This window comes from Enterococcus sp. AMC1251 (assembly GCF_058216535.1).
This window is the reverse complement of sequence record NZ_CM177098.1, coordinates 2896144-2919147: the sequence shown is the minus strand read 5'-3', so window position 1 is coordinate 2919147 and position 23004 is coordinate 2896144. Positions and strand designations below refer to the sequence as shown.

At 36.1% G+C, this 23004-nt stretch carries 23 protein-coding genes and 1 pseudogene; 14 read left to right on the top strand and 10 right to left on the bottom strand.

The window, feature by feature from the left end; translation table 11 throughout:
- Window positions 1–81 precede the first annotated feature (81 nt).
- The 8 genes from fni to AC4BBR_RS13765 all read right to left on the bottom strand — a co-directional run bounded on the left by fni (window position 82) and on the right by AC4BBR_RS13765 (window position 7747).
- Window positions 82–1128 carry a type 2 isopentenyl-diphosphate Delta-isomerase gene (gene fni / locus AC4BBR_RS13800; RefSeq protein WP_490460078.1) on the bottom strand — a complete coding sequence of 349 codons (1047 nt, stop codon included), beginning with the start codon at window positions 1126–1128 and terminating at the stop codon, window positions 82–84.
- On the bottom strand, window positions 1112–2209 hold the full coding sequence (locus AC4BBR_RS13795) for a phosphomevalonate kinase (RefSeq protein ID WP_490460077.1): 1098 nt from the start codon (window positions 2207–2209) through the stop codon (window positions 1112–1114). The genes fni and AC4BBR_RS13795 overlap by 17 nt, the downstream gene beginning before the upstream one ends.
- The gene (mvaD, locus tag AC4BBR_RS13790; protein WP_490460076.1) at window positions 2206–3204 is read right to left on the bottom strand and encodes a diphosphomevalonate decarboxylase; all 999 of its coding nucleotides are present in this window, start codon (window positions 3202–3204) and stop codon (window positions 2206–2208) included. The genes AC4BBR_RS13795 and mvaD overlap by 4 nt, the downstream gene beginning before the upstream one ends.
- Entirely contained in the window at window positions 3204–4148 is a 945-nt protein-coding gene (gene mvk, locus AC4BBR_RS13785) for a mevalonate kinase (RefSeq protein ID WP_490460075.1), read from the bottom strand. The genes mvaD and mvk overlap by 1 nt, the downstream gene beginning before the upstream one ends.
- A gap of 17 nt (window positions 4149–4165) precedes the next feature.
- Window positions 4166–5524: a tripartite tricarboxylate transporter permease gene (locus AC4BBR_RS13780; RefSeq protein WP_490460074.1), complete on the bottom strand. Its 1359-nt coding sequence runs from the start codon at window positions 5522–5524 to the stop codon at window positions 4166–4168.
- Window positions 5524–5751 carry a hypothetical protein gene (locus AC4BBR_RS13775; protein WP_490460073.1) on the bottom strand — a complete coding sequence of 76 codons (228 nt, stop codon included), beginning with the start codon at window positions 5749–5751 and terminating at the stop codon, window positions 5524–5526. Before AC4BBR_RS13775 ends, AC4BBR_RS13780 begins: the two co-directional genes overlap by 1 nt.
- A 285-nt stretch (window positions 5752–6036) precedes the next feature.
- A complete protein-coding gene (locus AC4BBR_RS13770; protein WP_490460072.1) occupies window positions 6037–6672 on the bottom strand; it encodes a pentapeptide repeat-containing protein in 636 nt (211 codons plus the stop codon).
- Between the two features lie 16 nt (window positions 6673–6688).
- Complete coding sequence (locus AC4BBR_RS13765; RefSeq protein ID WP_490460071.1) at window positions 6689–7747, bottom strand: FUSC family protein; 1059 nt, start codon at window positions 7745–7747, stop codon at window positions 6689–6691.
- A gap of 334 nt (window positions 7748–8081) precedes the next feature.
- Here AC4BBR_RS13765 and AC4BBR_RS13760 point away from each other — a divergent pair, with 334 nt between their 5' ends.
- Window positions 8082–9758: a peptide ABC transporter substrate-binding protein gene (locus AC4BBR_RS13760; RefSeq protein WP_490460070.1), complete on the top strand. Its 1677-nt coding sequence runs from the start codon at window positions 8082–8084 to the stop codon at window positions 9756–9758.
- A 258-nt stretch (window positions 9759–10016) separates the two neighbouring features.
- Here the strand turns inward: AC4BBR_RS13760 and AC4BBR_RS13755 are convergent, their stop codons facing one another.
- Window positions 10017–10364: a DUF3899 domain-containing protein gene (locus tag AC4BBR_RS13755; protein WP_490460069.1), complete on the bottom strand. Its 348-nt coding sequence runs from the start codon at window positions 10362–10364 to the stop codon at window positions 10017–10019.
- Between the two features lie 81 nt (window positions 10365–10445).
- On the opposite strand from AC4BBR_RS13755, the gene opp1B reads away from it, so the two are divergent.
- The 9 genes from opp1B to rplT all read left to right on the top strand — a co-directional run bounded on the left by opp1B (window position 10446) and on the right by rplT (window position 18704).
- The gene (opp1B, locus tag AC4BBR_RS13750) at window positions 10446–11387 is read left to right on the top strand and encodes an oligopeptide ABC transporter permease Opp1B (protein WP_069646331.1); all 942 of its coding nucleotides are present in this window, start codon (window positions 10446–10448) and stop codon (window positions 11385–11387) included.
- On the top strand, window positions 11387–12439 hold the full coding sequence (opp3C, locus tag AC4BBR_RS13745) for an oligopeptide ABC transporter permease (RefSeq protein WP_490460068.1): 1053 nt from the start codon (window positions 11387–11389) through the stop codon (window positions 12437–12439). Before opp1B ends, opp3C begins: the two co-directional genes overlap by 1 nt.
- A gap of 5 nt (window positions 12440–12444) precedes the next feature.
- Window positions 12445–13506, top strand: coding sequence for an oligopeptide ABC transporter ATP-binding protein Opp1D (opp1D, locus tag AC4BBR_RS13740; RefSeq protein WP_490460067.1), 1062 nt, complete (start codon window positions 12445–12447; stop codon window positions 13504–13506).
- Window positions 13506–14465, top strand: a complete 960-nt coding sequence (locus AC4BBR_RS13735; RefSeq protein ID WP_490460066.1) for an ABC transporter ATP-binding protein — start codon at window positions 13506–13508, stop codon at window positions 14463–14465. The genes opp1D and AC4BBR_RS13735 overlap by 1 nt, the downstream gene beginning before the upstream one ends.
- A gap of 129 nt (window positions 14466–14594) precedes the next feature.
- Window positions 14595–15719, top strand: coding sequence for an RNA-guided endonuclease TnpB family protein (locus AC4BBR_RS13730; protein ID WP_490460065.1), 1125 nt, complete (start codon window positions 14595–14597; stop codon window positions 15717–15719).
- Between the two features lie 547 nt (window positions 15720–16266).
- The gene (locus AC4BBR_RS13725; RefSeq protein ID WP_490460064.1) at window positions 16267–17067 is read left to right on the top strand and encodes a Cof-type HAD-IIB family hydrolase; all 801 of its coding nucleotides are present in this window, start codon (window positions 16267–16269) and stop codon (window positions 17065–17067) included.
- Window positions 17068–17372: 305 nt separating this feature from the next.
- Window positions 17373–17894 (top strand): translation initiation factor IF-3, encoded by a 522-nt coding sequence (gene infC, locus AC4BBR_RS13720; protein ID WP_490460063.1) that lies wholly within the window; start codon window positions 17373–17375, stop codon window positions 17892–17894.
- A 111-nt stretch (window positions 17895–18005) separates the two neighbouring features.
- Window positions 18006–18206: a 50S ribosomal protein L35 gene (gene rpmI, locus AC4BBR_RS13715; protein WP_010762697.1), complete on the top strand. Its 201-nt coding sequence runs from the start codon at window positions 18006–18008 to the stop codon at window positions 18204–18206.
- A 138-nt stretch (window positions 18207–18344) separates the two neighbouring features.
- Window positions 18345–18704 (top strand): 50S ribosomal protein L20, encoded by a 360-nt coding sequence (gene rplT, locus AC4BBR_RS13710; protein WP_490460062.1) that lies wholly within the window; start codon window positions 18345–18347, stop codon window positions 18702–18704.
- Here rplT and AC4BBR_RS13705 read toward each other — a convergent pair.
- Window positions 18682–19860: a tyrosine-type recombinase/integrase gene (locus AC4BBR_RS13705; RefSeq protein WP_490460061.1), complete on the bottom strand. Its 1179-nt coding sequence runs from the start codon at window positions 19858–19860 to the stop codon at window positions 18682–18684. The genes rplT and AC4BBR_RS13705 overlap by 23 nt on opposite strands.
- A 637-nt stretch (window positions 19861–20497) precedes the next feature.
- Between AC4BBR_RS13705 and AC4BBR_RS13700 the strand changes: the two genes are divergently transcribed.
- The 4 genes and pseudogenes from AC4BBR_RS13700 to AC4BBR_RS13685 all read left to right on the top strand — a co-directional run.
- Window positions 20498–20755, top strand: a complete 258-nt coding sequence (locus AC4BBR_RS13700; RefSeq protein ID WP_490460060.1) for a hypothetical protein — start codon at window positions 20498–20500, stop codon at window positions 20753–20755.
- A gap of 203 nt (window positions 20756–20958) precedes the next feature.
- On the top strand, window positions 20959–21594 hold the full coding sequence (locus AC4BBR_RS13695) for a replication initiation factor domain-containing protein (RefSeq protein ID WP_490462129.1): 636 nt from the start codon (window positions 20959–20961) through the stop codon (window positions 21592–21594).
- 41 nt (window positions 21595–21635) lie between these two features.
- Entirely contained in the window at window positions 21636–22019 is a 384-nt protein-coding gene (locus AC4BBR_RS13690) for a hypothetical protein (RefSeq protein ID WP_490460059.1), read from the top strand.
- A gap of 147 nt (window positions 22020–22166) precedes the next feature.
- A pseudogene (locus tag AC4BBR_RS13685) lies at window positions 22167–23000 on the top strand (ABC transporter transmembrane domain-containing protein); the annotation flags it as partial.
- Between the last annotated feature and the right edge of the window lie 4 nt (window positions 23001–23004).

The window sequence follows — 23004 nt, the reverse complement described above, 5'->3', positions numbered from 1 at the left end:
AATTAGTGAATAAATTTGAATAATTTATATAGTGTGATTCTAAAATCCCGAATTATTGTATTATACTTATTGAGTAGTTAGTTATTTACATCTCTTCGCAAATGGTTGATAAGCAATCCCACGACTTTCACACCATTGGATAATCTCGCCAGAAAAAACAATATCCGTTGTCATAAGTTCAGCTGTTGTTTTCTTCCCAAGCAACGTATACAACAGTTTAAGCTCATCTTCCCATTGCAGAACAAGCTCGATTGTTTCATCAAGACCATTTGTCATCAGCTGGTTTAAAATAGTCCCAGCCACGCCAGCACTTTTTGCCCCTAAGCTAAGAGCTTTGACGATATCCAAGGATTGTCGAACGCCGCCAGAGGCTAAAATCGTCAAATCACGTTGCCAATTTAATGATTCTAATAACGAAAGCACTGTTGATTGTCCCCAATCAGTCAAAAATCCTAGTTCTCTTTTTTTACGGCGAGCATTTTCGATTTGGGTAAAACTTGTTCCACCTTGACCGCTAACATCAACTGCTTTGACACCACGCAAAACCAATTGTTCAATCGTTTCACTGCTCATGCCAAAACCAACTTCTTTAACAATTACAGGAACGGACAAGTGAGAGGCAATATCTTCAATAGTATCAAGCCAACCATGGAAATCTCGATCGCCTTCGGGCATTACTAACTCTTGTGGAATATTCACATGAATTTGCAGTCCGTTAGCGTGAAAAAGATCGACAGCTCTTTTCGCTTCTTCTAAAGAAAGCCCAGCACCAATATTTGCCAAAATCATACCATCGGGATTTTCTTTACGCATGATTTGATAAGTATCAGCTAAGTCAGGATTTTTTAACGCTGCATTGACCGACCCAGTTGCCACCATTACACCAGTTTCTTTAGCGATGATGCCTAGCTGTTGATTGATTTTCTTAGCTCGCGCACTACCGCCTGTCATAGCATTGATATAAAACGGTTGTTTGAAATGATAGCCAAGAAAGAAGGTTGAAATATCGACCTCGGCCATTGCAATTTCTGAAAATGAATGATGAACAAAATTCATTTGGTCGAAGTCATTCGTTTTTTCTTTATGAAAGGCTTTCGCCAAAGAGATATGCTCATCTTTTCGATTCATCTTTGTCCTTCTTTCCGTATGAATATACATGTAGTGGTAAAGGAGTAATTCCTTCTTTTTCCCAAGAACTCATTAACGGTAAAATCCCGGATTTTTGTTTAAATAAGACGATTCCGCAATCACCGCCACCTGCACCAGATGATTTCGCTGCACCGCCATAGGTTTGTGCTAAATTACATAATTTTTTTAGGGCAGGGGTTTCAATCGTAACACCTGTGATCGAGGTCAACTGTTGAAGTAATTTTCGGTTTTTTCGTATTTGCGTTTGAATCAATGCAATATTTTCCGAGTTGAAGCCTGCGATCATTGTTTCAACACAAGCTTTACTGTCAACTAAAAATCGTTGGTAAGCAGCTTCTTGTACTTCTTTTGACTGATGAACTTGATCTACCAAGTCAGAAGTAGAAGCAGGACAACCCGTCCAACCGATCAATAGACGTAGTTTTTTTGGAACAGTCAAAGGCTGGATCATTAATTTTGGCCATTGGGCATCAAGTAATGTCGTCAACGTTAGCTTTTGAACTTTTTCAAGGACCCATTGATGGTCGAAAGTTGAAAAAGCGATCCAGCCGCCGTAGCAACTTGCAGCGATATCTCCGCAAGAGCCATTTCCTTGAACTTCTAAATGAGCCAAAGCAGAAAGCTTGAATGTTTCTTCTTCAGATAATTCTAACTCATAAAAAAGACTCAATGCCTTTACCGTTGCAACAGTGACGGCACCACTAGAACCTAATCCATATTTGCGTCCATTAGAATTGTCTAATTCACTAGTGACTTTCAAATGATAGAAAGATAATTCTTTGTGTTGTTCTTGAGCATATTTTTCTGTTAAACGAATAGCAGCCAACACATAGTGAAAAGGATTTTCTCGAATATCCAGCACTAATTCATTGTGTCTTCTTGTCCAACATACCGGTAACGAGCTGAACTGAGCAGACTGAATGCTGCCGACATTTTCTGCTGTTTCAACAGTAACCGTTACAAATTGATCTACGGCAACGATGATCGCTGGATGCCCAGGTTCGACAACAGCATACTCACCCGCAATAAACAGCTTGCCTGGTGTGGAAACTTCTATCATAACTTTTCCGACCTTTCTAGAGGAAGTGTTTTAATTCCTGGTCCTGCGTTTGCTGTAATCAGCTGTTGCTCAGAAAAATGTTCCGCTAAAAAAGTTTTTAAAGCAGTCAAATTTTTCTTTTCTACTAAAACTTTAACGTTCGGTCCAGCATCCATTGTAAAGTAACAAGGCAGACCTTGTTGTCGAGCTAAGCGCACGAATTGCATGACTTCTAGACTTTCTGGTGACCAGTAAGTAAACGGAGGTATGGCTGCCAAAGTAGTACCATGCATGAGTAGTCCGTTTGCCTCAGTGACTTCACCAAGCTTAGTAAAGTCTTTTTCTTTGATTGCTTGTTTAGCTGTTGCTAAATCTACTTCAACATTTTCTAGCCAACCAGAATAAAAGCTTGATGTTTCAACAGTACGCTTCATCCCATCACGACTAGAAATATCTTTCATCCCATCATCGACTAAAACAAACAACATTGCTAATTCATCTTCCCATTTATCAGAAGGAATATTTCGAGCAAAAGAGTTCTGATCGGAGTCGCCCTTTTGCCACTCAGCAAATCCACCGAAAATACTACGACAGGCTGAACCGGAGCCACGTCTAGCTAAGCGAGATAATTCTGTTTCTGTTAATTGTAAATTTAATGCTTCGTTACATGCCCCAGCCAAAGCCGCTAAACCACTAGCTGAGGAAGCTAAACCTGCTGCTGTTGGAACAAAGTTATGGCTGTCAACGGTAGCAAATAATGCCAGATTTTGTTGTTGACGGACAAGGTCTAAGAATTTAGCTATTTTTGCTGTTTGCTTAGAGTCTTGTTTTTTCCCATCTAAAAAGAACACATCTTCAGTCAATGTTTCATCAAAATACACGCTGGTTTCGGTATAAAATGCATCTAATGTTAAAGAAAGACTACTGTTCATTGGCACTATCAGGTGCTCATCTTTTTTGCCCCAATATTTGATTAATGCAATATTTGTATAGGCTCGTGCTTTTCCAGCGTACATTAATTATTCACTCCCAATGATTGAATCCAAGTGGCTTTTGCACCAGCCGATTCCATCGCAGCAGCGATTTTTACCGCTTGCTCCTTAGAATCAGACAAAGCGATCATGCAACCGCCACGCCCGCCACCTGTTAATTTTGCTCCTAGAGCACCATTTTCCCGAGCTGTAACAACTAAGTGGTCAAGTTGCTCATTGCTGACGGTCAATGCTTTAAGCTGTTCTTGTGCTTGATTCATGACATTTCCTAAGGTAAGAACATCATCTGTTAAAATAGCTTGTTTTGCACGCTTAGTCAAGTGGCCTAACTCAGTTATATACTTCGAAATGTTTTGTTTGTTTTGATCAAAAAGGGTGGCTACATCACTGACAGCTGCTCGTGTTTGACCTTTAACACCGGTATCAGCGACGATTAAAAAAGCATTGGAAACATTCATTGGGAATGATTCCAATGGACGACCTTTTATGAAAAATAAGGATTCATTTCCGCTAGTTGCTGCCGCATCAATACCACTAGGATTTCCATGAGCAATTTTTTCAGCACGATTGACTAGAGGAAGCAGTACTTCTTGTGAGCATGGAACAGCGAAATAATCAAATAGCGCTCGAACGATAGAAACGGCTGCAGCAGCACTTGATCCCATCCCTCGTTCTGCTGGAATTGTACTAGCAATAGTGATTTTTAAGGTTATATTTTCTTGATGAAGTACACTCAAAGTTTGGATAATGACTTCTTTGACACTTTTTAATTGAGGAGGTGCTTCTGATAATTCTCCCGTAAAATAATGACAATCTAATATCATGAGAACGGCAGGTTCAACTTTTGTTGAAATGTAAGTCTCTTTAAATGGAAATGCAATCGCAGGCTCTCCATAGACGACAGAATGTTCTCCCATCAATATAATTTTTCCAGAAGCTTGCCCATGACCAGTTTTTTCTTTATTCATTATAATAAACAGTCCTTTTATTTAAGTATCAAGTGCGCAGTGATCCAAGGTGCAGCGTAAAGAATCATAAATTGAACACCATAATTGACGCCCATTTTATTAAATGTACCGCAAACGATTCCTACCAACAAAACACCAAAAATATTAATCAATCCAGCATCCATATAAGCTAATAATAATATAAAACCAATAAATAAGCCTAAGATTGCTTCATGAGGAATTTTTTTTAAGACAAAAGCTGTTACCTGACGAGCATATTTCATTGCAATAAAATAAGTAACAACAGATGCTATGATCCCAGCAAAAAGAATCGAAAAAACAAATTCACCTTTACTCAATAAATGATGGATATTATGATCTAATGTAAAAACAGGTGGGGCATTGAATAACGCATTAGCTGGTCCAACTGCTACAGGAGATAAAGGGATTCCCAAGGCTATCAGTGGAATGATCACACCAGAAAGATAGGTTGCATGGGAAAGTGCACTCATCGAAGTAATTGCTATACTAGCTCTTTTTACAGGATCTTTTTCTTTGTTTGCAACAGCCTCACCAAATAAAATTGTTAAACCAACTGGACTCAAAAAAAATAGAAAGTTTGAGAGCAGAGAAACAACTGCGCTTGTTCTAGCTTCCTTTTTTGTGATTGTTTGAAAAGGATGGAGCAAAGCTTTGGTTTCATCCACTTTGTTTAGCTTAATTTTATTTTCTTCATAACGGGGCAAAGCATCTCGGTTATGCTTGTTCAATAATTCTAATAAGGAAACTAGCAATGGCCCAATTGTGATACCAAGAAAGAAAGAAATAGTTATATTTTTTTCTTGTGGAACAACTCCGATACCCCAATACAGATAACGTAGGCCTTGAAATAGCAATCCAAGCGGAATAATACTGATCAAAGCGAGTAGTTTATTTTTGCCAATCAAAGATAAAAAGATTGCGCCAAAAACAAATAATAATGGGGCGTATTCTTTAACCGAATCAGAAAAAGGAGCTAAGATATTGGCTAAAAGTAAACTTACAGGGATTGCAACGACTGTTCCGATAATCGAACCTGTTGCCATTTTTTTGATACTGGTGGTTGCCAACCCACGTTCTTTTAGATACAACGCGTGTTCGATCATGGGTGTGGACAGTACACCACCCGGCAATCCGACCAAAGCTGTGGGAATGGCATTCATTAAATTTAAAGTGATGATCGCTGCTATAAAAAATGATAAAACAACGATCGGCTGAACTCCAGCTAAAACTACGGCTAAGGTGATTGGCATCAAAACAGACGTTTCATCGGTTCCCGGCACAAAACCGATAAATGTATATAAAATGATCGCTCCAAAGACTGCTAGAGTCATTTGTAAGAGTAGTCCAACATCCATTAGTTGTCTTCCTCCTCGATCACAATTCGTTTTGGGTTAATCAAAAGTGTACTAATAATAAAACCAAGGACAGCTCCACCCAACCCAAAAAACAATTGCTTAGTTGTATCTTGTGCAGGTGCTAAAAAGTAACTCCCCATAGTTGTCACACTGCAAATTACAATAGATAGAATTAAATCTTTTAAATCAACTACGTCGCCCCAAAGTGTAATAAGATTCTTTTTCATTTATAGTCCCTCCAATATACTGAAGTTGGAACACGAATTGGTATCCAAATACATGTCCCAGTCACTATGTTAGTTTACCAAAAAAGCACATGAAGTAAAATTTTTTAGATTCTGTTTAAGTAAAAAAGTAACTTCTTATTAATCTGCAAATAGAAAAAGTAAAACTGGAACATAACGAAAAAATAATGTTGTTTAAGGTTCTAAATGTCGGGAATTTACGATAAAAAACGGATTTATCGTAAATAACAAGCCCAACACTTTTGTCGCGGCGTTGCTCTTCTTACTTTATTCTTCAATAACTAGACCTAAACCTGCTGCAATAGTGATTGCTTGTTCTTGTGTGACTTTCAATCCTTTAAGCAGCTCTTGTGAGAAGGCAATTTTCTCAAAGGTACTCTTGGTTAGATCTAGACCAGCTAATTTTGTATGAAACCAATTGCTTCCAGTCAATGAACAGCGGTCAAATAAAAGATTATTCAGAGTGACCTCAACAAACTCGGTATCATTCAAGCTAGTTTGTTGAAATTGAATAACTTTTTGATTTGTCGCACTAAAAGAAGCGTAATCTGCCAAACAATCTTCAAAGAAACAATCTCGCAAATAACTCTCAGCAAAATTTGTTCCTGTTAACTTACACTGGCGGAAATGAACTTGGTGAAAACTAGCGCCGATCCATTCAGTATTGGAAAAGTCGCAATGATCAAAAATTACATTGCTACATTCAAAACGCTCAAGATGATTTCGATTCATCGTTATTTTCTCAAAAAGGCATTCTCTAAAAACTAGATTACGTACATCCTGATAACTAAGATCTTGGTCTTTTAATGAGCAATTTTCAATAATAATCTCATCATCTAAAGAAACAAACTCAGTTTCAGTAAGTTGAGGTAGTAAAGGTGCAATAGGCTTTTTGATTTTCATAAATAACCCCTCCAAATTATTCTATTTCCTTATCTAAATTTTCATGTAATTGATAGGCACGATTGTAAAACTTTAAACAAGTTGTTAATACAAACGCACCTAAAAGACCCAAGAGACTACCTAAAACAATCCCGATCAAACGATAGTTTAGCAAGCTCACTAAATATTGGTGCCGAGCTAAATTCGCTAATAACAAAGACATAGGAGTGGTAAAAAAATTTGCAATAGTATAATTTCGTTTAATAAAAAATTCGACAGTCAAAAAGAAAAAGCAAATCAGAAAAATGGTTTCCAATGAAGAAAATGGAATGCTTAACAAAAGAGCGGCAATTAATAAACCAATCATCGTACCAAGTATCCTTTGAATATTCCGATGCATGACTGCCCGCAAATTATCACCTTGTAAAACAGCAGCACATGAAACAATCATCCAATAAGCATTCGTCAAATGTAGAGATTGACTAATATACGTTGCCAAAAATAAAATAGCAGCATAATGTAAAGCATCAAGAAGGGAGGCTGGATCTGTGTAAAGACGCTCTTGTAAAGAAATGTTCTTTTCGGGCTCAATAGATTCCCCTTCTATAAAATACAAGATAACAGCGACAACAAGTGAAGTCAAAACACCTAGTAAAACATAACTCATCATCATCGGAACTTTTTCTAAAGGAATTTTTGTTCCACTGCCCATGGCTGTTACCATGACAATAAAAAAAGCCCCTGGCTTAGCAATTCGGTATAATCTAAAAATAATTCTGGCAAAAAACGCAATCAAAGCAATAACAATTGGAATAGTCCAAGGGATATGAGTACTAAGAACACCCACAAAATTTCCAAAAAGTAAAAACCCACCAATTGAACTCAATCGAATCAACAAATCTTTCAATGGAAGAGTTTGATAATAGAGAAAAGTAAAAATTCCAAGCGAGCCAAAACTGCCAATCAATAAATTATTCGAAAAATAGCCAATGAACAATGGTACGGCCATACAAATACCCGCGCCGATCAAGCGAAAAGGTGCTTTTTGAGGTTTATGAAACGTAGTTATTTCTTTGAAAAATGATGAAAGATACATCTAATCACTCCTTACAATTGTTATAGAACATAAAAATATTTTAAATCAGTTGATGTGAAATAGCATGAGTAAAAATTTTTTGCTAAAACCATAGCTTATTTCTTCTACTACTAATCTAACATACTTTTTTATAAGAAAACAATCGCTTTTTGCAGCTCTTTCTAAGAAAATACTTCTATAGAAAGTATAATTTAATGATGTAAGTATTAAGAGGAAATAAGATTATTCTTGATTTTTTAATTTAAAAATTGTAAACTATACCTCAGTACAATAAATAATTATTAAATTCTGATTTTTCAGAAAATACTCAAGGTCTTTTAGGGAGGAAAAAAGAATGAAGTTAAAAAAGTCATTTGCTTTTGGATTCATCACTTTATTTAGTTTAACACTTGCAGCGTGCGGTAACGGTGGCGGAAAAACAGACGATACTGGCAGCTCAAAAGCAGCCGATGGAAAACCAAGCGGAGAGCAAATTTTCCGTGTCAATGAATTACAAGAAATGCCAAGTGCTGATTTATCAGTGGCGACAGACGTTATCAGCTTTACTGCTTTAAACAATGTATATGAAGGAATCTATCGTTTGAATTTAGATAACAAGCCAGAACCTGCAGGAGCTAGTGAAGAAGCAGAAATCAGCGAAGATGGCATAACGTACAAAGTTAAATTAAACGAAAAATCTAAATGGTCAGACGGCAAACCCGTAAAAGCAGAAGACTATGTTTATGGATGGCAACGTACGGTTGATCCTGCGACAGCTTCAGAATACGCTTATCTTTATGAATCTGTAAAAAATGGTGCAGATATTGCAGCAGGCAAAAAAGACAAAGCTGAACTGGGAATCAAAGCAACTGGTGATTATGAATTAGAAATCACATTGGAAAAAGCAACACCTTATTTTGATTATCTATTAGCATTCCCGTCATTTTTCCCGCAAAGAAAAGATATTGTGGAAAAATATGGGAAAGAGTACGCTACAACTAGCGAAAATTCAGTTTATAACGGACCGTTCGTATTAGACGGATTCGATGGACCCGGAACAGATACAAAATGGTCATATAAGAAGAACAAAGATTATTGGGATGCAGATACTGTGAAATTGGATGAAGTACAAGTAAATGTTGTAAAAGAAGCGCCAACTTCATATAACTTATTCCAAGACGGACAAGCAGATGACGTTCAATTGACGGGTGAATTAGCCCAACAAGCAGCTAACGATCCACAACTTGTGATCCAAAAAGAAGCATCAACTCAATATATGGAATTAAATCAAATCGATAAAGATTCGCCGTATAGAAATGAGAACTTAAGAAAAGCTATTTCTTATTCAATCGACCGAAAAGCATTAGTTGAACAAATTTTAGGTGACGGATCAGTAGAACCGAAAGGCTTAGTGCCAGCTGATATGTCTAAATCTCCTGACGGCAAAGAAGATTTCACAGCAGCCGCTGAGGATAAAATCACTTACGATGAAGAAAAAGCGAAAGAACATTGGGAAAAAGCGAAGAAAGAATTAGGGATTAAAACATTAGATATCGACATTTTATCTTCTGATGCTGATTCATCTAAGAAAACAGTAGAATACATCCAAGGTGCGATTCAAGATACTTTAGAAGGCACAAAAGTAACTGTAAGTCCAGTACCATTTGCTGTTCGTTTAGATCGTTCAAATAAAGGTGATTTCAAAGCCGTTATTGGTGGTTGGGGAGCAGATTATGTAGATCCAAGCAGTTTCTTAGATCTATTCCAAACTGGCGTTCCTTATAATCGCGGACACTATAGTAATCCTGAATACGATAAATTATTAGAAGCAGCTTCAACAACGAATGCTAATAATCCAGAAAAACGTTGGGAAAACTTAGTTGACGCAGAGAAAACAATTATGAGCGATATGGGTGTGATTCCTATTTACCAAAAAGCTGAAGCTCACTTACGTGCTGAAAAAGTAAAAGACGTCGGCTTCCACCCAGCAGGTGCACAATATGATTATAAATGGACATACATTTCAGAATAAATTGAGATAGTTTTCTACAAAAAAGGCTAAAACAGAAGCGTTAAGCTCCGAGAATCGATTAGGTAAGATTCGTTAATGAATCGTTGCACACTTTAGGATTCGTAGGAATAAGTGGAACTACACGAAAATAGAGTTTTAATTTTTGTGAAGTTCTGCTTATTCCTAAAGGAGTTGCTTCTGTTTCGCCGTTTATTAGGGTTTGGAGAAAGATAACGAAAAAAGAGAGAATTTTATATTTCTCTCCCTTGCTATCTTTGCTCATAAAAAGTAAAATAATAAAGAAACAATCGATACAATCAGTAAAATACCTCCAGTTTCAAGCCAGTAAAGCCGATGTGCTTTGCCAATCTCTGAAAATGGGATAAATTCTTTTGGTTCATTCTTCTTTCTAAAGCGAAAGTGCATTTTCATAAAACGTTGGAAATTATCAAAAAATTCTGAGGACATGATCCAAAGCGCTAGACCAATAATCAGAAAGAATAATGAAACAATGAAGAAGGTATCAGATACAGAACGGATAGTCAGTGCCTGTTTTATCAATAGGTAAGTAAAAATACCAATGCTTGAGACCGCTGAGGTAATTAAAGGCCATTTAAAATTTTTCATGTGCTCATCCTTACTTAATTTTCTATCCTTACTTTATCGAAAAAAACTGATGAAGTCAAAATAAACTCGGAGGTGTCATTCTTGAACAGTTTTGGAAAATATTTTCTTAAACGGGTCTTTTTTATGATCATCACATTGTGGCTGATCGCAACGATTACGTTTTTCTTAATGCAATTATTACCTGGTACACCTTATACCAACCAAGAAAAACTTAGTCCAGAAACAATTGCTATGTTGAACAAACAGTCTGGGTTAGACAAACCTGTGATCGTTCAGTATGGAATTTACTTAAAAAACCTTCTAGTAGGTGATTTTGGGATTTCATTCCAATTTAAAAATCAACCAGTAGCAAAACTCTTGGCTGGTCGCATCGGACCTTCTGTCCAATTAGGAGCGCAAGCAATCGTCTTTGGAACGCTAGTAGGGATTTTGTTAGGAATCATTGCTGCGATGCGTCAAAACACTTGGGTAGATACACTGGCTACTTTAATGGCTATCTTAGGACGTTCTATTCCTAACTTTGTTTTTGCGGTATTACTGCAATATATCTTTGCTATGAAATTAAAAGTGTTACCAATTGCAATGTGGAATGGTTTTGCTTATACGATTTTACCGACAATTGCATTAGCAATGAGTCCAATGGCCGATTCCGCCAGGTTTATACGAACCGAAATGGTTGAAGTTTTACATAGTGATTATGTAGAGTTAGCACGTGCAAAAGGCTTAAGCCGCTGGCAAGTTGCCGTGAGACACGGACTTAGAAACAGTTTGATTCCTTTGATTACGTTACTCGGACCTTTAGCAGTTGGTTTGATGACTGGATCTTTAGTTGTCGAAAATATTTTCGCTATCCCAGGTATTGGGGAGCAATTTGTAAAATCAATTATGACGAATGATTATCCAACGATTATGGCAGTAACGATTTTATATTCTGCACTGTTAGTGTTCGTAATCTTGATCGTCGATTTACTTTATGGATTGATTGATCCAAGAATTCGTGTTTCAGGAGGTGCCAAAGGTTAATGGAGATAGTTGACTTAAAAAATGTCCCAGAAAAAATCAAAGAAATACCTGCAAATGAATTTCAGCCTTTGGATACATCTACAACAAAGGAACGTGAACGAATTGCAACACCGTCATTAAGTTTCTTACAAGATTCTTGGCGTCGGCTGAAAAAGAATAAAGCTGCTGTGATTTCCTTAGTATTTTTAGGAATCATTATCTTTATTTCAATTATAACGATCTGGGTGTCACCACATGATCCAACACAGCAAAATGTTGCTTACATTAACTTGCCGCCACGTATTCCGTTTTTAGATAGTATCAACGGGTTTAACGGTACAGCAAATGTTGCTGGAAAAATGGTAGACAAGTACGCTCAAGCAAATGTTCCTGATAATGTGAATTTCTACCTTGGAACAGATGGTCTAGGCCGTGACGTACTAAGCCGTTTATTCATGGGAACGCGTATCTCATTATTGATCGCATTTATCGCAGCATTACTTGATATTACGATTGGTGTAACATACGGGTTGATTTCAGGGTTATTAGGCGGACGTGTGGATACAGTGATGCAACGTATCTTAGAAGTTCTTTCTGGAATTCCTAACCTTGTTGTAATGATCTTGATGTTGACAGTTTTTGATCCAGGTATTTTATCAATCGTTTTAGCGATGGTTATTACCAACTGGATTTCAATGGCCAGAATCGTTCGGGCTCAGACCTTGAAATTAAAAGATCAAGAGTTCGTTTTAGCTGCCCAAACATTAGGTGAATCTCGTTTGAAGATCGCCATTAAACATATTTTACCGAATATTTCGAGCGTGATCATCGTTCAAATGATGTTCAGTATCCCGTCAGCAATTTTCTTCGAAGCGTTTCTAAGTTTCATCGGTTTAGGATTAAGACCGCCGACCGCTTCACTTGGAACATTATTAAATGAAGGATATAAAACGTTCCGTTTCCTTCCATATTTGATGTGGATTCCTGCCGTAACTTTGTCAGTCGTAATGATTTGTTTCAACTTGTTAGCTGACGGACTACGTGATGCCTTCGATCCTAAGATGAAAGAGTAGAGTGAATGACTATGGAAAAAGTATTAGAAGTAAAAGACTTACAGATTTCTTTTGATACGTTTGCTGGAAAAGTAAATGCTATTCGTGGTGTTAGCTTTGACCTGTTCAAAGGGGAAACTCTTGCGATCGTAGGAGAATCTGGTAGTGGTAAATCTGTAACTACTAGGAGTATCATGCGATTATTGAGCAGCAATGCAACCATCGACAATGGAGAAATTCTGTTTAAAGGTGAAGATATCGTACACAAAACGGAAAAACAAATGCAAACTATTCGTGGGAAAGAGATTGCCATGATTTTCCAAGATCCAATGACTTCATTGGACCCAACAATGCCGATCGGTAAACAAGTAGCTGAATCGTTGATCAAACACAATAAAGTGTCGAAAAAAGAAGGCTTAGATCAAGCGTTAGAATTATTAAAATTAGTAGGAATTCCAAACGCTGAAAAACGGTTGAAAAACTATCCTCATCAATTTTCTGGCGGACAACGTCAACGGATCGTTATTGCGATCGCTTTGATTTGTTATCCAGAAGTTCTAATTGCAGATGAGCCAACAACAGCTTTGGATGTAACGATTCAAGCGCAAATCTTAGAGCTATTAAAAGACTTGCAACAAAAAATCAGCACATCGATCATCTTTATCACCCATGATTTAGGTGTCGTAGCAAATGTTGCTGACCGTGTTGCCGTTATGTATGGCGGACGTTTAGTAGAAGTAGGAACATCTGAAGAGATTTTCTACAATCCGCAACATCCATATACATGGGGCTTACTAGGCTCAATGCCGACAATGGAAGGAACGGAAGATAAGCTATATGCAATTCCTGGTTCACCTCCGGATTTGCTGGATCCGCCAAAAGGGGATGCTTTCTACCCGCGTAATGAGTTTGCAATGAAGATCGACGCTGAACAAGCGCCGCCTTATTTTGAAGTATCACCAACGCATAAAGCTGCAACATGGTTATTAGCACCACAAGCACCAAAAATCACCCCTCCAGCTGAAATTGTAAGACGTTGGGCGATTTATGCTGAACGCCATAATACGACTGCAGGAGGCGTTAAATAATGAGTGATAAAAGAAAAGTACTTTTAGATGTTAAAGGTCTAAAACAATATTTTAACGTTGGGCGCCCTGACGAAGTGAGAGCAGTCGACGATATCAGCTTTCATATCTACGAAGGTGAGACTTTCGGATTGGTTGGAGAATCGGGTAGTGGTAAATCAACAACTGGACGTAGTGTCATTCGTTTGTATGATCCGACAAGTGGCGAAATCATTTTCAATGGTGACGATATCAGTAAAATTCGTTCGAAATCTGGAATGCAAGCATTCCGTCGAGAAGTTCAAATGATCTTCCAAGATCCGTATGCTTCATTGAATCCCAGAATGAAAGTAAATGATATCATCGCAGAAGGAATTGACATCAATCATTTAGCGAAAGATCCTGCTGAACGGGAAGCGAAAGTCAATGAATTACTAAAAGTGGTTGGACTTGATCCCAGTCACGGCACACGTTATCCACATGAATTTTCAGGCGGGCAACGTCAACGGATTGGGATTGCAAGAGCACTAGCTGTTGATCCACGCTTCATCATCTGTGATGAGCCGATTTCAGCTTTAGATGTATCGATTCAAGCGCAAGTTGTCAATTTATTACAAGACTTACAAAAAGATGCTGGTCTGACTTATTTGTTTATTGCCCATGATTTGTCAATGGTAAAGCACATCAGTGACCGTATCGGTGTTATGCATAGCGGTAGATTATTGGAAATGGGCTCAAGTGATGATGTGTATAACTTTGGTGTACATCCGTACACTGAAAGTCTATTATCAGCTATTCCATTACCTGATCCAGATTATGAACGTACACGTAAACGTATTGTTTATAAACCAGAACCTGAGGATAATAAAGAACGTAAACTAAGAGAAATCACTACAGAACACTATGTATATTGTTCTGAGGATGAGGTTGACGTTTACCGTAAAAAAATTGAAGAGAAAAAAGCCAGAGCGAATCACAAGTAGTCGTTTTGTAAACAAAGGACTAGCTAAGAAAAAATTGATTTTTTCTTAGCTAGGATTTTTAAAATCAGAAGTAAATGAACGTATGACTGACTTGATGTATTTCATAGGCTCTTGTTAAGGTGGTAATGTATGAAGGTTTTAAAAGCGTATAAATACAGACTTTACCCTACTTCGTTACAAGAAGTGTTTATCAAGAGAACTTTTTATTGTGTACGGCTTGTGTATAATCTTTTATTGCAGGAAAGAATTCAGCTTTATAGGAGTTTGAAAGAAAACCCTGAGTTAAAAATCAAATTGCCGACACCAGCACAATATAAAAAAGAACATCCTTGTTTAAAAGAAGTAGACAGTTTGGCATTATCAAATGCACAGGTTTACTTGGATCGAGCATTTAAAAAATTTCACAGAGAAAAAACAGTGGGATTTCCTAAACTAAAACAGAAAAAAAATTCAGTTTGCTCTTATACAACAAACAATCAAAATGGTACAATTAAAATTATTGACGAAAAATACTTAAAAGTACCTAAATTAAAAACATTGCTCAAAATGAAAATGCATCGTCCAGTAATGGGAAAAATAAAGGCAGCAACGATTTCTTTGACCCCGAGTAATAAGTATTTTGTTTCAATTTTGTGTGAAGAAGAAATGCCTCAAGTAGAAAAAACATATTCGGCGATCGGGATAACTTTAGGCGCTTCTGGATTCGCTGTTTTATCAAACGGCAGACGTATCGATAATGATAAATATACGAAAGAATTTGAACAGCGGATCACTCGAGAAGAAAGAAAGCTGATGCGGCGAAAAGAAATTGCTAAATCAAAAGGAACAGATCTCTCTCAGAAAAAAAATTATCAGAAGCAAAAAATGAAAGTAGCAAAAATGAGAGAAAAATTAATGAATCAACGAATTGATTTTCTTAATAAAATCACTACAGATATTGTTCGCAAGTATGACTTGATCTGTATAGAAGATATTCATCAAGCAGAATTTTATAGAAATAATAAGTTACATCGAGGGGTTTCTGATGTCTCTTGGGCAATGTTTGTGTCAAAATTAGAGTATAAAGCGTCATGGCATAATAAAAGAGTAATCAAGGTATCATCGTGCAAAGAATGTTCTGAACATTCAGATAATGAAAAAATAAGCCAAATATTTACAAAAGATATCGATGAAAAAAAAGGGATCAATGATTCTGAAACAGCAGCAAGTATTCACGTATTGATTCAAGGATTAAAACAAATTGAAGCTAATTGATAAGAAATAAAAGAACTGTAGGAACTACAGGGATAGCCTAGGGTATATAAGATAGAGATAGCATTTAGTTGATCATTTATCTTTTTCTAGGAAATTTCTAGCTAAATAGAAATAGTTCACTAATTATTAGTTGATTAAAAATAGAAATCGAACTTTATTCTACACGTTTAAGCAAAAAAATGTTTGAACAAAACAGAATAAAGTTCTTTACTCTATAGCTTAAAAAGTATAGTACAATAAGAGAAGATAGAACAACAACATTAGTAGCTACTGTTTTAGATAAGCTTAAAGAAAGTCACCAAGCAATTTTGAAATTAAGTAAAGCAGTATCTTATCATTAATCAACTAGAATGTTCATCAAAAGAAATTAGACAAAGTACAAAAATAATATCAATTGATTTTTATGTTAGTTCAAACGAATAATTTACTGTTTTTTGAATTGAAGTTGTCTTAAAAATGCGGATTGCTTTACGAAATCTTACGTGAATAACGGCATTTGATTTGGAGTAAAATACTTTTAATTACTAGACTGAAAGGAAGGAAAGAAATGACAATAAAAATGATTGCGGTAGACATGGATGGGACGTTTTTGAATAGCCAACAGAACTATGACCGGGAAAGATTCAGTCAGTTGTACAGACAAATGAAGCAACAAGAGGTTCGTTTTGTAATAGCTAGTGGAAATCAATATTATCAACTTAGATCCTTTTTTCCAGAAATAGCTGAAGATTTGTCGTTTGTAGCAGAAAATGGTGCTTACGTTGTTAGTGAAGGTAAGGAAATATTTACAGGAGAAATCGATCCGAACGTTATTCATGAAGTGCTAACGATTTTAGCTGATTTCACACAAGGGCACATAATCCTCTGCGGGAAAAATAGTGCCTATATTTCTAAAGATGAGCCTGAATCTTTTGTTGAGCATGCCAAGAAATATTATCATCGATTGAAAAAAGTTTCGAATTTATTTGAAGTACAAGAGGATACCTTATTCAAGTTTGCGTTGAGTTTCCCTGTTGAGCAAGTTGAGAAAGTCCTGGGACAGTTACAGGAAGCATTAGGAGATAAAGTCATCCCTGTTTCCAGTGGGCATGGTGATATTGACTTGATCATTCCAGGAATTCACAAAGCGCATGGTTTGATGAAATTACAAGAGTTGTGGGGGATAAAAAACCATGAAGTGGCAGCGTTTGGTGATAGTGGCAATGATCTGGAAATGTTGAAACATGCGGAATACAGCTATGCCATGAGCAATGGACAACCAAAAGTCAAAGTCGCCGCTAAAGAAATTATTTTATCCAATGATGAGAATGGTGTACTTGTTAAAATAGAAGAATTACTTGGGAACTAAAGAATAGAGAGTAAGACAGAAACCAGTTGTTTCAAAATGACTGGTTTTTGTCTTGAAAAAACATTGACAAAAGCAGATAAATATTATATACTGTTAAAGTTGAGAAATGAAAGCAGAAGCACCCGCTTCTCGCCTTAGCTGACATTGTCACTGGGCTAGATATAGGATTCTTTATATCATTTGATAGGAGTCTGAATCAATCGCGGGATCTGTATGCAGAGCCTGTTTTTTTATTATTTTTATGGAAGCAGACTTTGTGAAAAAGAGTTTCAGCAATGATTTTCTCTTAAAAAACTTGGAGGTGAATGACCATAGCAAAGGATATGATGGTGAACGACGGCATTCGTGCACGCGAGTTACGTTTGATCGGACACGACGGGGAACAATTAGGTGTAAAAACAAAAGTGGAAGCATTACAAATTGCTGAAACAGCCAATCTGGATTTAGTTCTAGTAGCACCCACAGCGAAACCGCCTGTTGCGCGAATTATGGATTATGGGAAATTCCGTTTTGAAACACAAAAGAAAGAACGTGAAGCTCGTAAAAAACAAAAAGTGATCAACGTAAAAGAAGTCCGCTTAAGTCCAACAATTGATTTAAATGACTTTAATACAAAACTTCGTAATGCACGTAAATTCTTAGAAAAAGGTGACAAAGTGAAAGCTTCGATCCGCTTCAAAGGCCGTGCCATTACCCATAAAGAAATTGGTCAGAAAGTTCTTGATCGCTTAGCGGAAGAAACTGCAGATATTGCTACAGTGGAACAAAAAGCGAAAATGGACGGACGCAGCATGTTCCTAACGCTGGCACCGAAGAATGAAAATTAAGCGAACAAGCTGATTACTAGTTAATAAAAATTTTTGAGGATGCTCGTTCAACTTTTTCAACTAATTTAGTTGAACTGTATGCGAAATGAAAATGTAGGAGGAAAATTAGTCATGCCAAAACAAAAAACACACCGCGGATCAGCAAAACGTTTCAAACGTACTGGTAACGGCGGGTTAAAAAGATTCCGTGCGTTTACAAGTCACCGTTTCCACGGTAAAACAAAAAAACAACGTCGTCAATTGCGTAAAGCAGGAATGGTTTCATCAGGCGATTTCAAACGTATTCGTCAACAATTAGCAAGAATGAAATAGAAAAGCGTTGGGGACTTGTCCACGAAGCTTGATTACTAAACAAAGCTTGCTGAATTTGAGAAAGCTGAAATAATTCATGTAGCAACTTAGCAATTAAAATAACTCATAGAGATAACAGATATTTAGGAGGAATTAACCATGGCACGTGTTAAAGGTGGCGTAGTAAGCCGTAAACGTCGTAAAAAGATCCTTAAATTAGCGAAAGGCTATTACGGATCAAAACATACTTTATTTAGAACAGCAAAAGAACAAGTAATGAAATCTTATAGTTATGCATATAGAGATCGTCGTCAAAAGAAACGTGATTTCCGTAAATTATGGATTGCGCGTATCAACGCAGCAGCTCGTATGAATGGCTTGAGCTATTCTAAATTAATGCACGGGTTGAAATTGGCAGAGATTGATATCAACCGCAAAATGTTAGCTGAATTAGCTGTTAACGATGCAGCAGCATTTACAGCATTAGCTGACCAAGCTAAAACAGCGTTAAATAAATAGTCTTAAAAACATTGATATAGCAACGTTTATCCCTACTCATTTGAGTGGGGATTTTTTTACCCATATTTTTACCCATATTTTTACCCAGAGATTTACCTTGCTTCATGAAAGTTGCAAAGTTGTCAGCTGTTTCCTCTTCATCTTCCTTTGTAACATGAGTATAAACGTTCATAGTAGTTTTAATAGTCGAATGTCCTAAACGAGTTTGAGCTTGCTTCATCGTTGCTCCACCAGCAAATAAAAGTGAGGCATGAGTATGTCTAAATCCATGAGGAGAAATTCTAAACATATCAGGATTTTTAATGTAGAAGCTATCTAACCAAGATAGCGGTGTTCTAGGATACATCAAATGATTATCGAATTTTGTGAAGATAAGTTGAGTTGGTTCAATCGGTATATCAAGTAATTTCAGTTCTTGGCATTGGATTGTTCGCCAATTCTTTAATAAATCAACTGTATGCTGATCGACACTAATAGTTCTATTGCTGGCTTTTGTTTTAGGAGTTTGGATAAGCAATTCTCCATGTTTTCCACTAGCTAGAGTTTTGTTGATAGTAATCTTCTTACCTACAAAATTTATATCTGCCCATTGAAGAGCTAATGCTTCGCCTTTTCGTAATCCGGAATATGCTAGTAGTGAAAAAAATGTGTATCTTACAATAGGAAATTGATTTTCCATCGGATTCGTTTTTAACTGATCAATAGAAATAGCATATTTAAAAATCATTCCCGCATAATTAATGTATCTATCATATCGTTTATTACTTTCAATCGCCCATTCATTTGCAAATTTTTGACAATGATTAGTAGAGATATTTTGAATGAAAAGATTACCAAGTTTAGGTAGGAAATGTTTTTCAAATATAAGTTTAGTATTCCAAAAAGTACTTTCTTTCACACGATGTTTGTAAACTTCATCAAACCACTCATCACAAACCTCTTTGTATTTTCTTTTTTTAGGTTTTGACTGTATTCCATTTTCTTGTATTTCAACTTCTAAGCGTGAGAGTGCAATTTTTGCTTCCTTTATTGTTTTGAAGCCACGACGAGTGGTTTCTTTTTGTTTACCAGTTAATGGATCTACTCCTAAATATTTTTTGAACATGTATGCAGTAGTAGCATTTTTTTTAGTATATTTTTTTATTGAATTGTTCATTAATTTATTCCCCTTTATGTGTGGGGCACATAGGAAAGAAAATTAAAGTAAATCTTGATTAGCTTTAATATAATCATTTTTTTTGACTAAGGAATCAATTTCATCAAAAGGAAAACTATCATCATGCCTATGCGATGATGAAAGAGGCATTGAATAGTGCGAAGGAAGAGCGAGATATTCTCAAACAAAAATACTGTGCGAAACATTTTGATGTGAGCGTAAATACCTTAAAGGATTGGGTCATACATGGCTGTCCTGAAATTCGGTTAGAGTCTGGTATGGTGCTTTACAGTAAGAAGGCGGTAAGAGAATGGTTATTAGCGTATCAGCAATAAATTGGGGCAGAAGTAACCATTGAATGGTCAGAATCGAGTTGGCGGATTGCCGTAGTCGTTCAGGCTCTCGCTTGGCAGTAGCCAAAGAGCGAGAGGGTGAATACGAATACGTGCAACCCTCTGGTTTTGAGGGACGCCAGATTCTGGATTGGCAGAAGGTGTCTTTCTAACAGCACCTTCTATTCTTACAAAAAACATCATATGAACGAGCAATCGATAGTGGAAACGACTGATGTAATAATGTTTGTAGCTTGTTTTAAAAATTGCAAAGAAGAACAAATTTTGAAGGAGGTGAAAAAGCGATGAAAGATGCAACGATGACAGAAAATGTACTTGGAAAAATCGATTGGTTACAGATTGTTTGTCAAAACATCTATTGGGAAGACCTATTTTCACAGTTGCTTCAAATTAGCCTAGATTGTGTTTCTGAGCAACTTGCCTATTTAAAACATGAAGAATACGATGTGGTCTATAGCTGTGGCGCAATCAAATATTACACGTATCGCGATGCTGAACAATCGTATCAACGAGGAACGCTCATTATGAGTGGGTACTATTAGCTTCTGACACTTCAGTACTTGCCTTTCAAACACTTGCCTGGCGATTCCACCAACAATCCCTAAATACAGATTTTACATTTGAAGTAAAACGGATGGATTTAGCCTTAGATGATTATAATCAAACTCCTTTTTTTAGCTTAGATTTAATTGTAGGGAAGGTAAAACGAAAGTAATTTTTATCTAAAGGAAGAACCACAAAACTCATTGACAGTGAATTTGATAAGCAAACTCGTGCCAAAACGCAACAAATTGGAGCAGGTGGGTCTGAATGCTTGTTTCGTTTTTATGAGAAAGCAAAAGAATTAACCAAAGGATTAAGTGGTGAAGAAGCTGAAAACTTGTTTGAACAAGCACCAACCGTTCGGTTAGAGGCAGAAACGCGTCATAATACGGCTAATCAATTATTTGGGACACTTGCTTATTTGACAAAGGAACAAGAACTAACCAACTTGATACGAGGGTTTATTCAAACAGAGCTAACTTTTTATAGCGATACTTCTTATAAAAAAGTGTGTCGTTGGTGGTTAGATTCTCTAAAACCAACGATCATCCCTGTTATTAACCGACGCTTTGAGGAATCATCATTTGACTCTACCTTAAATTGGTATCAATATCAGGGCGGATTTGCGGTGACACAAGTCATTTACTTTTTGGTTAACCATGGATTACCTATTCAACCAAAGCTTATAGGTAAAAAAGAACAGTACGTTTGGTCTCCAGAATTGGCTGAGAAGTTGATTGATTTTGTCACACAACATCAACGAATGGACTTAATTCCATTGATTCAGAACAAAACAAAAAATCGCTCCATCAAAAAGATGGAACGATCACCAAAATAAACTAAACTAATTATAGCAAATATGAAGGGAAATGACGACACATGGCAAAAATGTTGAATATGAGAGACTTTGATTTTACAGCAATTGGCACTACTTTTGAATTAGATGAGGTGACACCAAAGTTTGCGACAGAAGAACGAACAAATGACCAAGGGAAAACGATTATGGGACAAGATGGACAACCAAGAAAATTCAATACGGATGAAATTGTCGGATATAAATACTCGGTGACTATCACAGAAGGTAATTACAGAAAGAAAGCGACTCAAGTGACAGTAAATAGTTTAGACAATCCGATTACGAACAAAGAAATTTTAAAACGAGAGAGTGTGAAATGTAAATTTGTGAATTTGGAGCCTTCTATGATTGGGAATCCGATGTATTTTAAAGCGGATAAAATTCAATTAATTGAATCAGGAAAATAATTATTGCAGGTTCACATAGTTTCGATGCAATAATTATTAAATGCAAAAAAACATAGTAGGGAATAGACTATGTTTTTTTGTTTTGCATAAAAACATACTTGTCATTGCAAAGTATATTGTGTATAATTTAACAAGAGAGGTGAGGGTATGATATTTAAGAAATTTGTAAGAGCGAACTTCAAATCATTTTCAATAATAATTGTACTAATTCTTTTAAACTCAATGATATCTCTTCCATTCCCCTATATTTCAAAAATAATTATCGATAATATTTTGTTGAATGGCAGTTACAATTTAATTCCTAAAGTTGTATTATTCTTTTTTTTGTTAGTTTTATCACAAATGATTATTGGGAGATTAAATGCTTTTAAACTAGCAAATTTTTTTCAATTATTTATCAATAAGACAAGAATAAGGGTCTTTTCAAATTTTGTTGAAAATCATCATGCAGAAGAAGGTAGAGGAAAACTAGAGACAGTTGTACTGAGTGATATCGAAATGTTATCAAGTTCATATCAACAGATAATTTCAGGTGTATGTTCAAATGTAGTTCTTTTAGTAGGTTATACAGTTATTATCGTTCTTATTAATTGGAAATTAAGTATTGTTACATTCATTTTTTTACCAATGTATATTTACTAGGTGAATAAAGTAGGAAATAACATCAAAATTTTCAACGAAACAAATCAAAAATTGAAAGAAAATTTATATGCTGATATGGATAAAAGTTTAACTAATGCTTTAGTTATTAAAATTTATGATTTTTATACAATTGTAAAAGATATCTTTGAAAAGAGCGTTGAAAAAAGCGGAGAAGCTAATAAGAAACTAATTCTTTATCAGAATTTTATAAATATAGCTGCAAATGTAATTGTAATTGCTGCACAATTTATTCCGTTATTTGTAGGTATATATTTGTTTAGAAATGGGGAAGTTTCTATTGGAGCATTAATTGCATTTAATAGTTATACTTCCAACCTATTTG

Coding starts and splice junctions, on each gene's coding strand:
- AC4BBR_RS13705 (WP_490460061.1), bottom strand. CDS start 19,860: ATGAACAATTCAATAAAAAAATATACTAAAAAAAATGCTACTACTGCA.
- AC4BBR_RS13690 (WP_490460059.1), top strand. CDS start 21,636: ATGGCAAAAATGTTGAATATGAGAGACTTTGATTTTACAGCAATTGGC.
- mvk (WP_490460075.1), bottom strand. CDS start 4,148: ATGAATAAAGAAAAAACTGGTCATGGGCAAGCTTCTGGAAAAATTATA.
- opp3C (WP_490460068.1), top strand. CDS start 11,387: ATGGAGATAGTTGACTTAAAAAATGTCCCAGAAAAAATCAAAGAAATA.
- AC4BBR_RS13775 (WP_490460073.1), bottom strand. CDS start 5,751: ATGAAAAAGAATCTTATTACACTTTGGGGCGACGTAGTTGATTTAAAA.
- AC4BBR_RS13760 (WP_490460070.1), top strand. CDS start 8,082: ATGAAGTTAAAAAAGTCATTTGCTTTTGGATTCATCACTTTATTTAGT.
- AC4BBR_RS13780 (WP_490460074.1), bottom strand. CDS start 5,524: ATGGATGTTGGACTACTCTTACAAATGACTCTAGCAGTCTTTGGAGCG.
- rplT (WP_490460062.1), top strand. CDS start 18,345: ATGGCACGTGTTAAAGGTGGCGTAGTAAGCCGTAAACGTCGTAAAAAG.
- AC4BBR_RS13770 (WP_490460072.1), bottom strand. CDS start 6,672: ATGAAAATCAAAAAGCCTATTGCACCTTTACTACCTCAACTTACTGAA.
- AC4BBR_RS13700 (WP_490460060.1), top strand. CDS start 20,498: ATGAAAGATGCAACGATGACAGAAAATGTACTTGGAAAAATCGATTGG.
- AC4BBR_RS13765 (WP_490460071.1), bottom strand. CDS start 7,747: ATGTATCTTTCATCATTTTTCAAAGAAATAACTACGTTTCATAAACCT.
- opp1D (WP_490460067.1), top strand. CDS start 12,445: ATGACTATGGAAAAAGTATTAGAAGTAAAAGACTTACAGATTTCTTTT.
- AC4BBR_RS13735 (WP_490460066.1), top strand. CDS start 13,506: ATGAGTGATAAAAGAAAAGTACTTTTAGATGTTAAAGGTCTAAAACAA.
- fni (WP_490460078.1), bottom strand. CDS start 1,128: ATGAATCGAAAAGATGAGCATATCTCTTTGGCGAAAGCCTTTCATAAA.
- AC4BBR_RS13795 (WP_490460077.1), bottom strand. CDS start 2,209: ATGATAGAAGTTTCCACACCAGGCAAGCTGTTTATTGCGGGTGAGTAT.
- mvaD (WP_490460076.1), bottom strand. CDS start 3,204: ATGTACGCTGGAAAAGCACGAGCCTATACAAATATTGCATTAATCAAA.
- infC (WP_490460063.1), top strand. CDS start 17,373: ATGACCATAGCAAAGGATATGATGGTGAACGACGGCATTCGTGCACGC.
- rpmI (WP_010762697.1), top strand. CDS start 18,006: ATGCCAAAACAAAAAACACACCGCGGATCAGCAAAACGTTTCAAACGT.
- AC4BBR_RS13730 (WP_490460065.1), top strand. CDS start 14,595: ATGAAGGTTTTAAAAGCGTATAAATACAGACTTTACCCTACTTCGTTA.
- AC4BBR_RS13755 (WP_490460069.1), bottom strand. CDS start 10,364: ATGAAAAATTTTAAATGGCCTTTAATTACCTCAGCGGTCTCAAGCATT.
- AC4BBR_RS13725 (WP_490460064.1), top strand. CDS start 16,267: ATGACAATAAAAATGATTGCGGTAGACATGGATGGGACGTTTTTGAAT.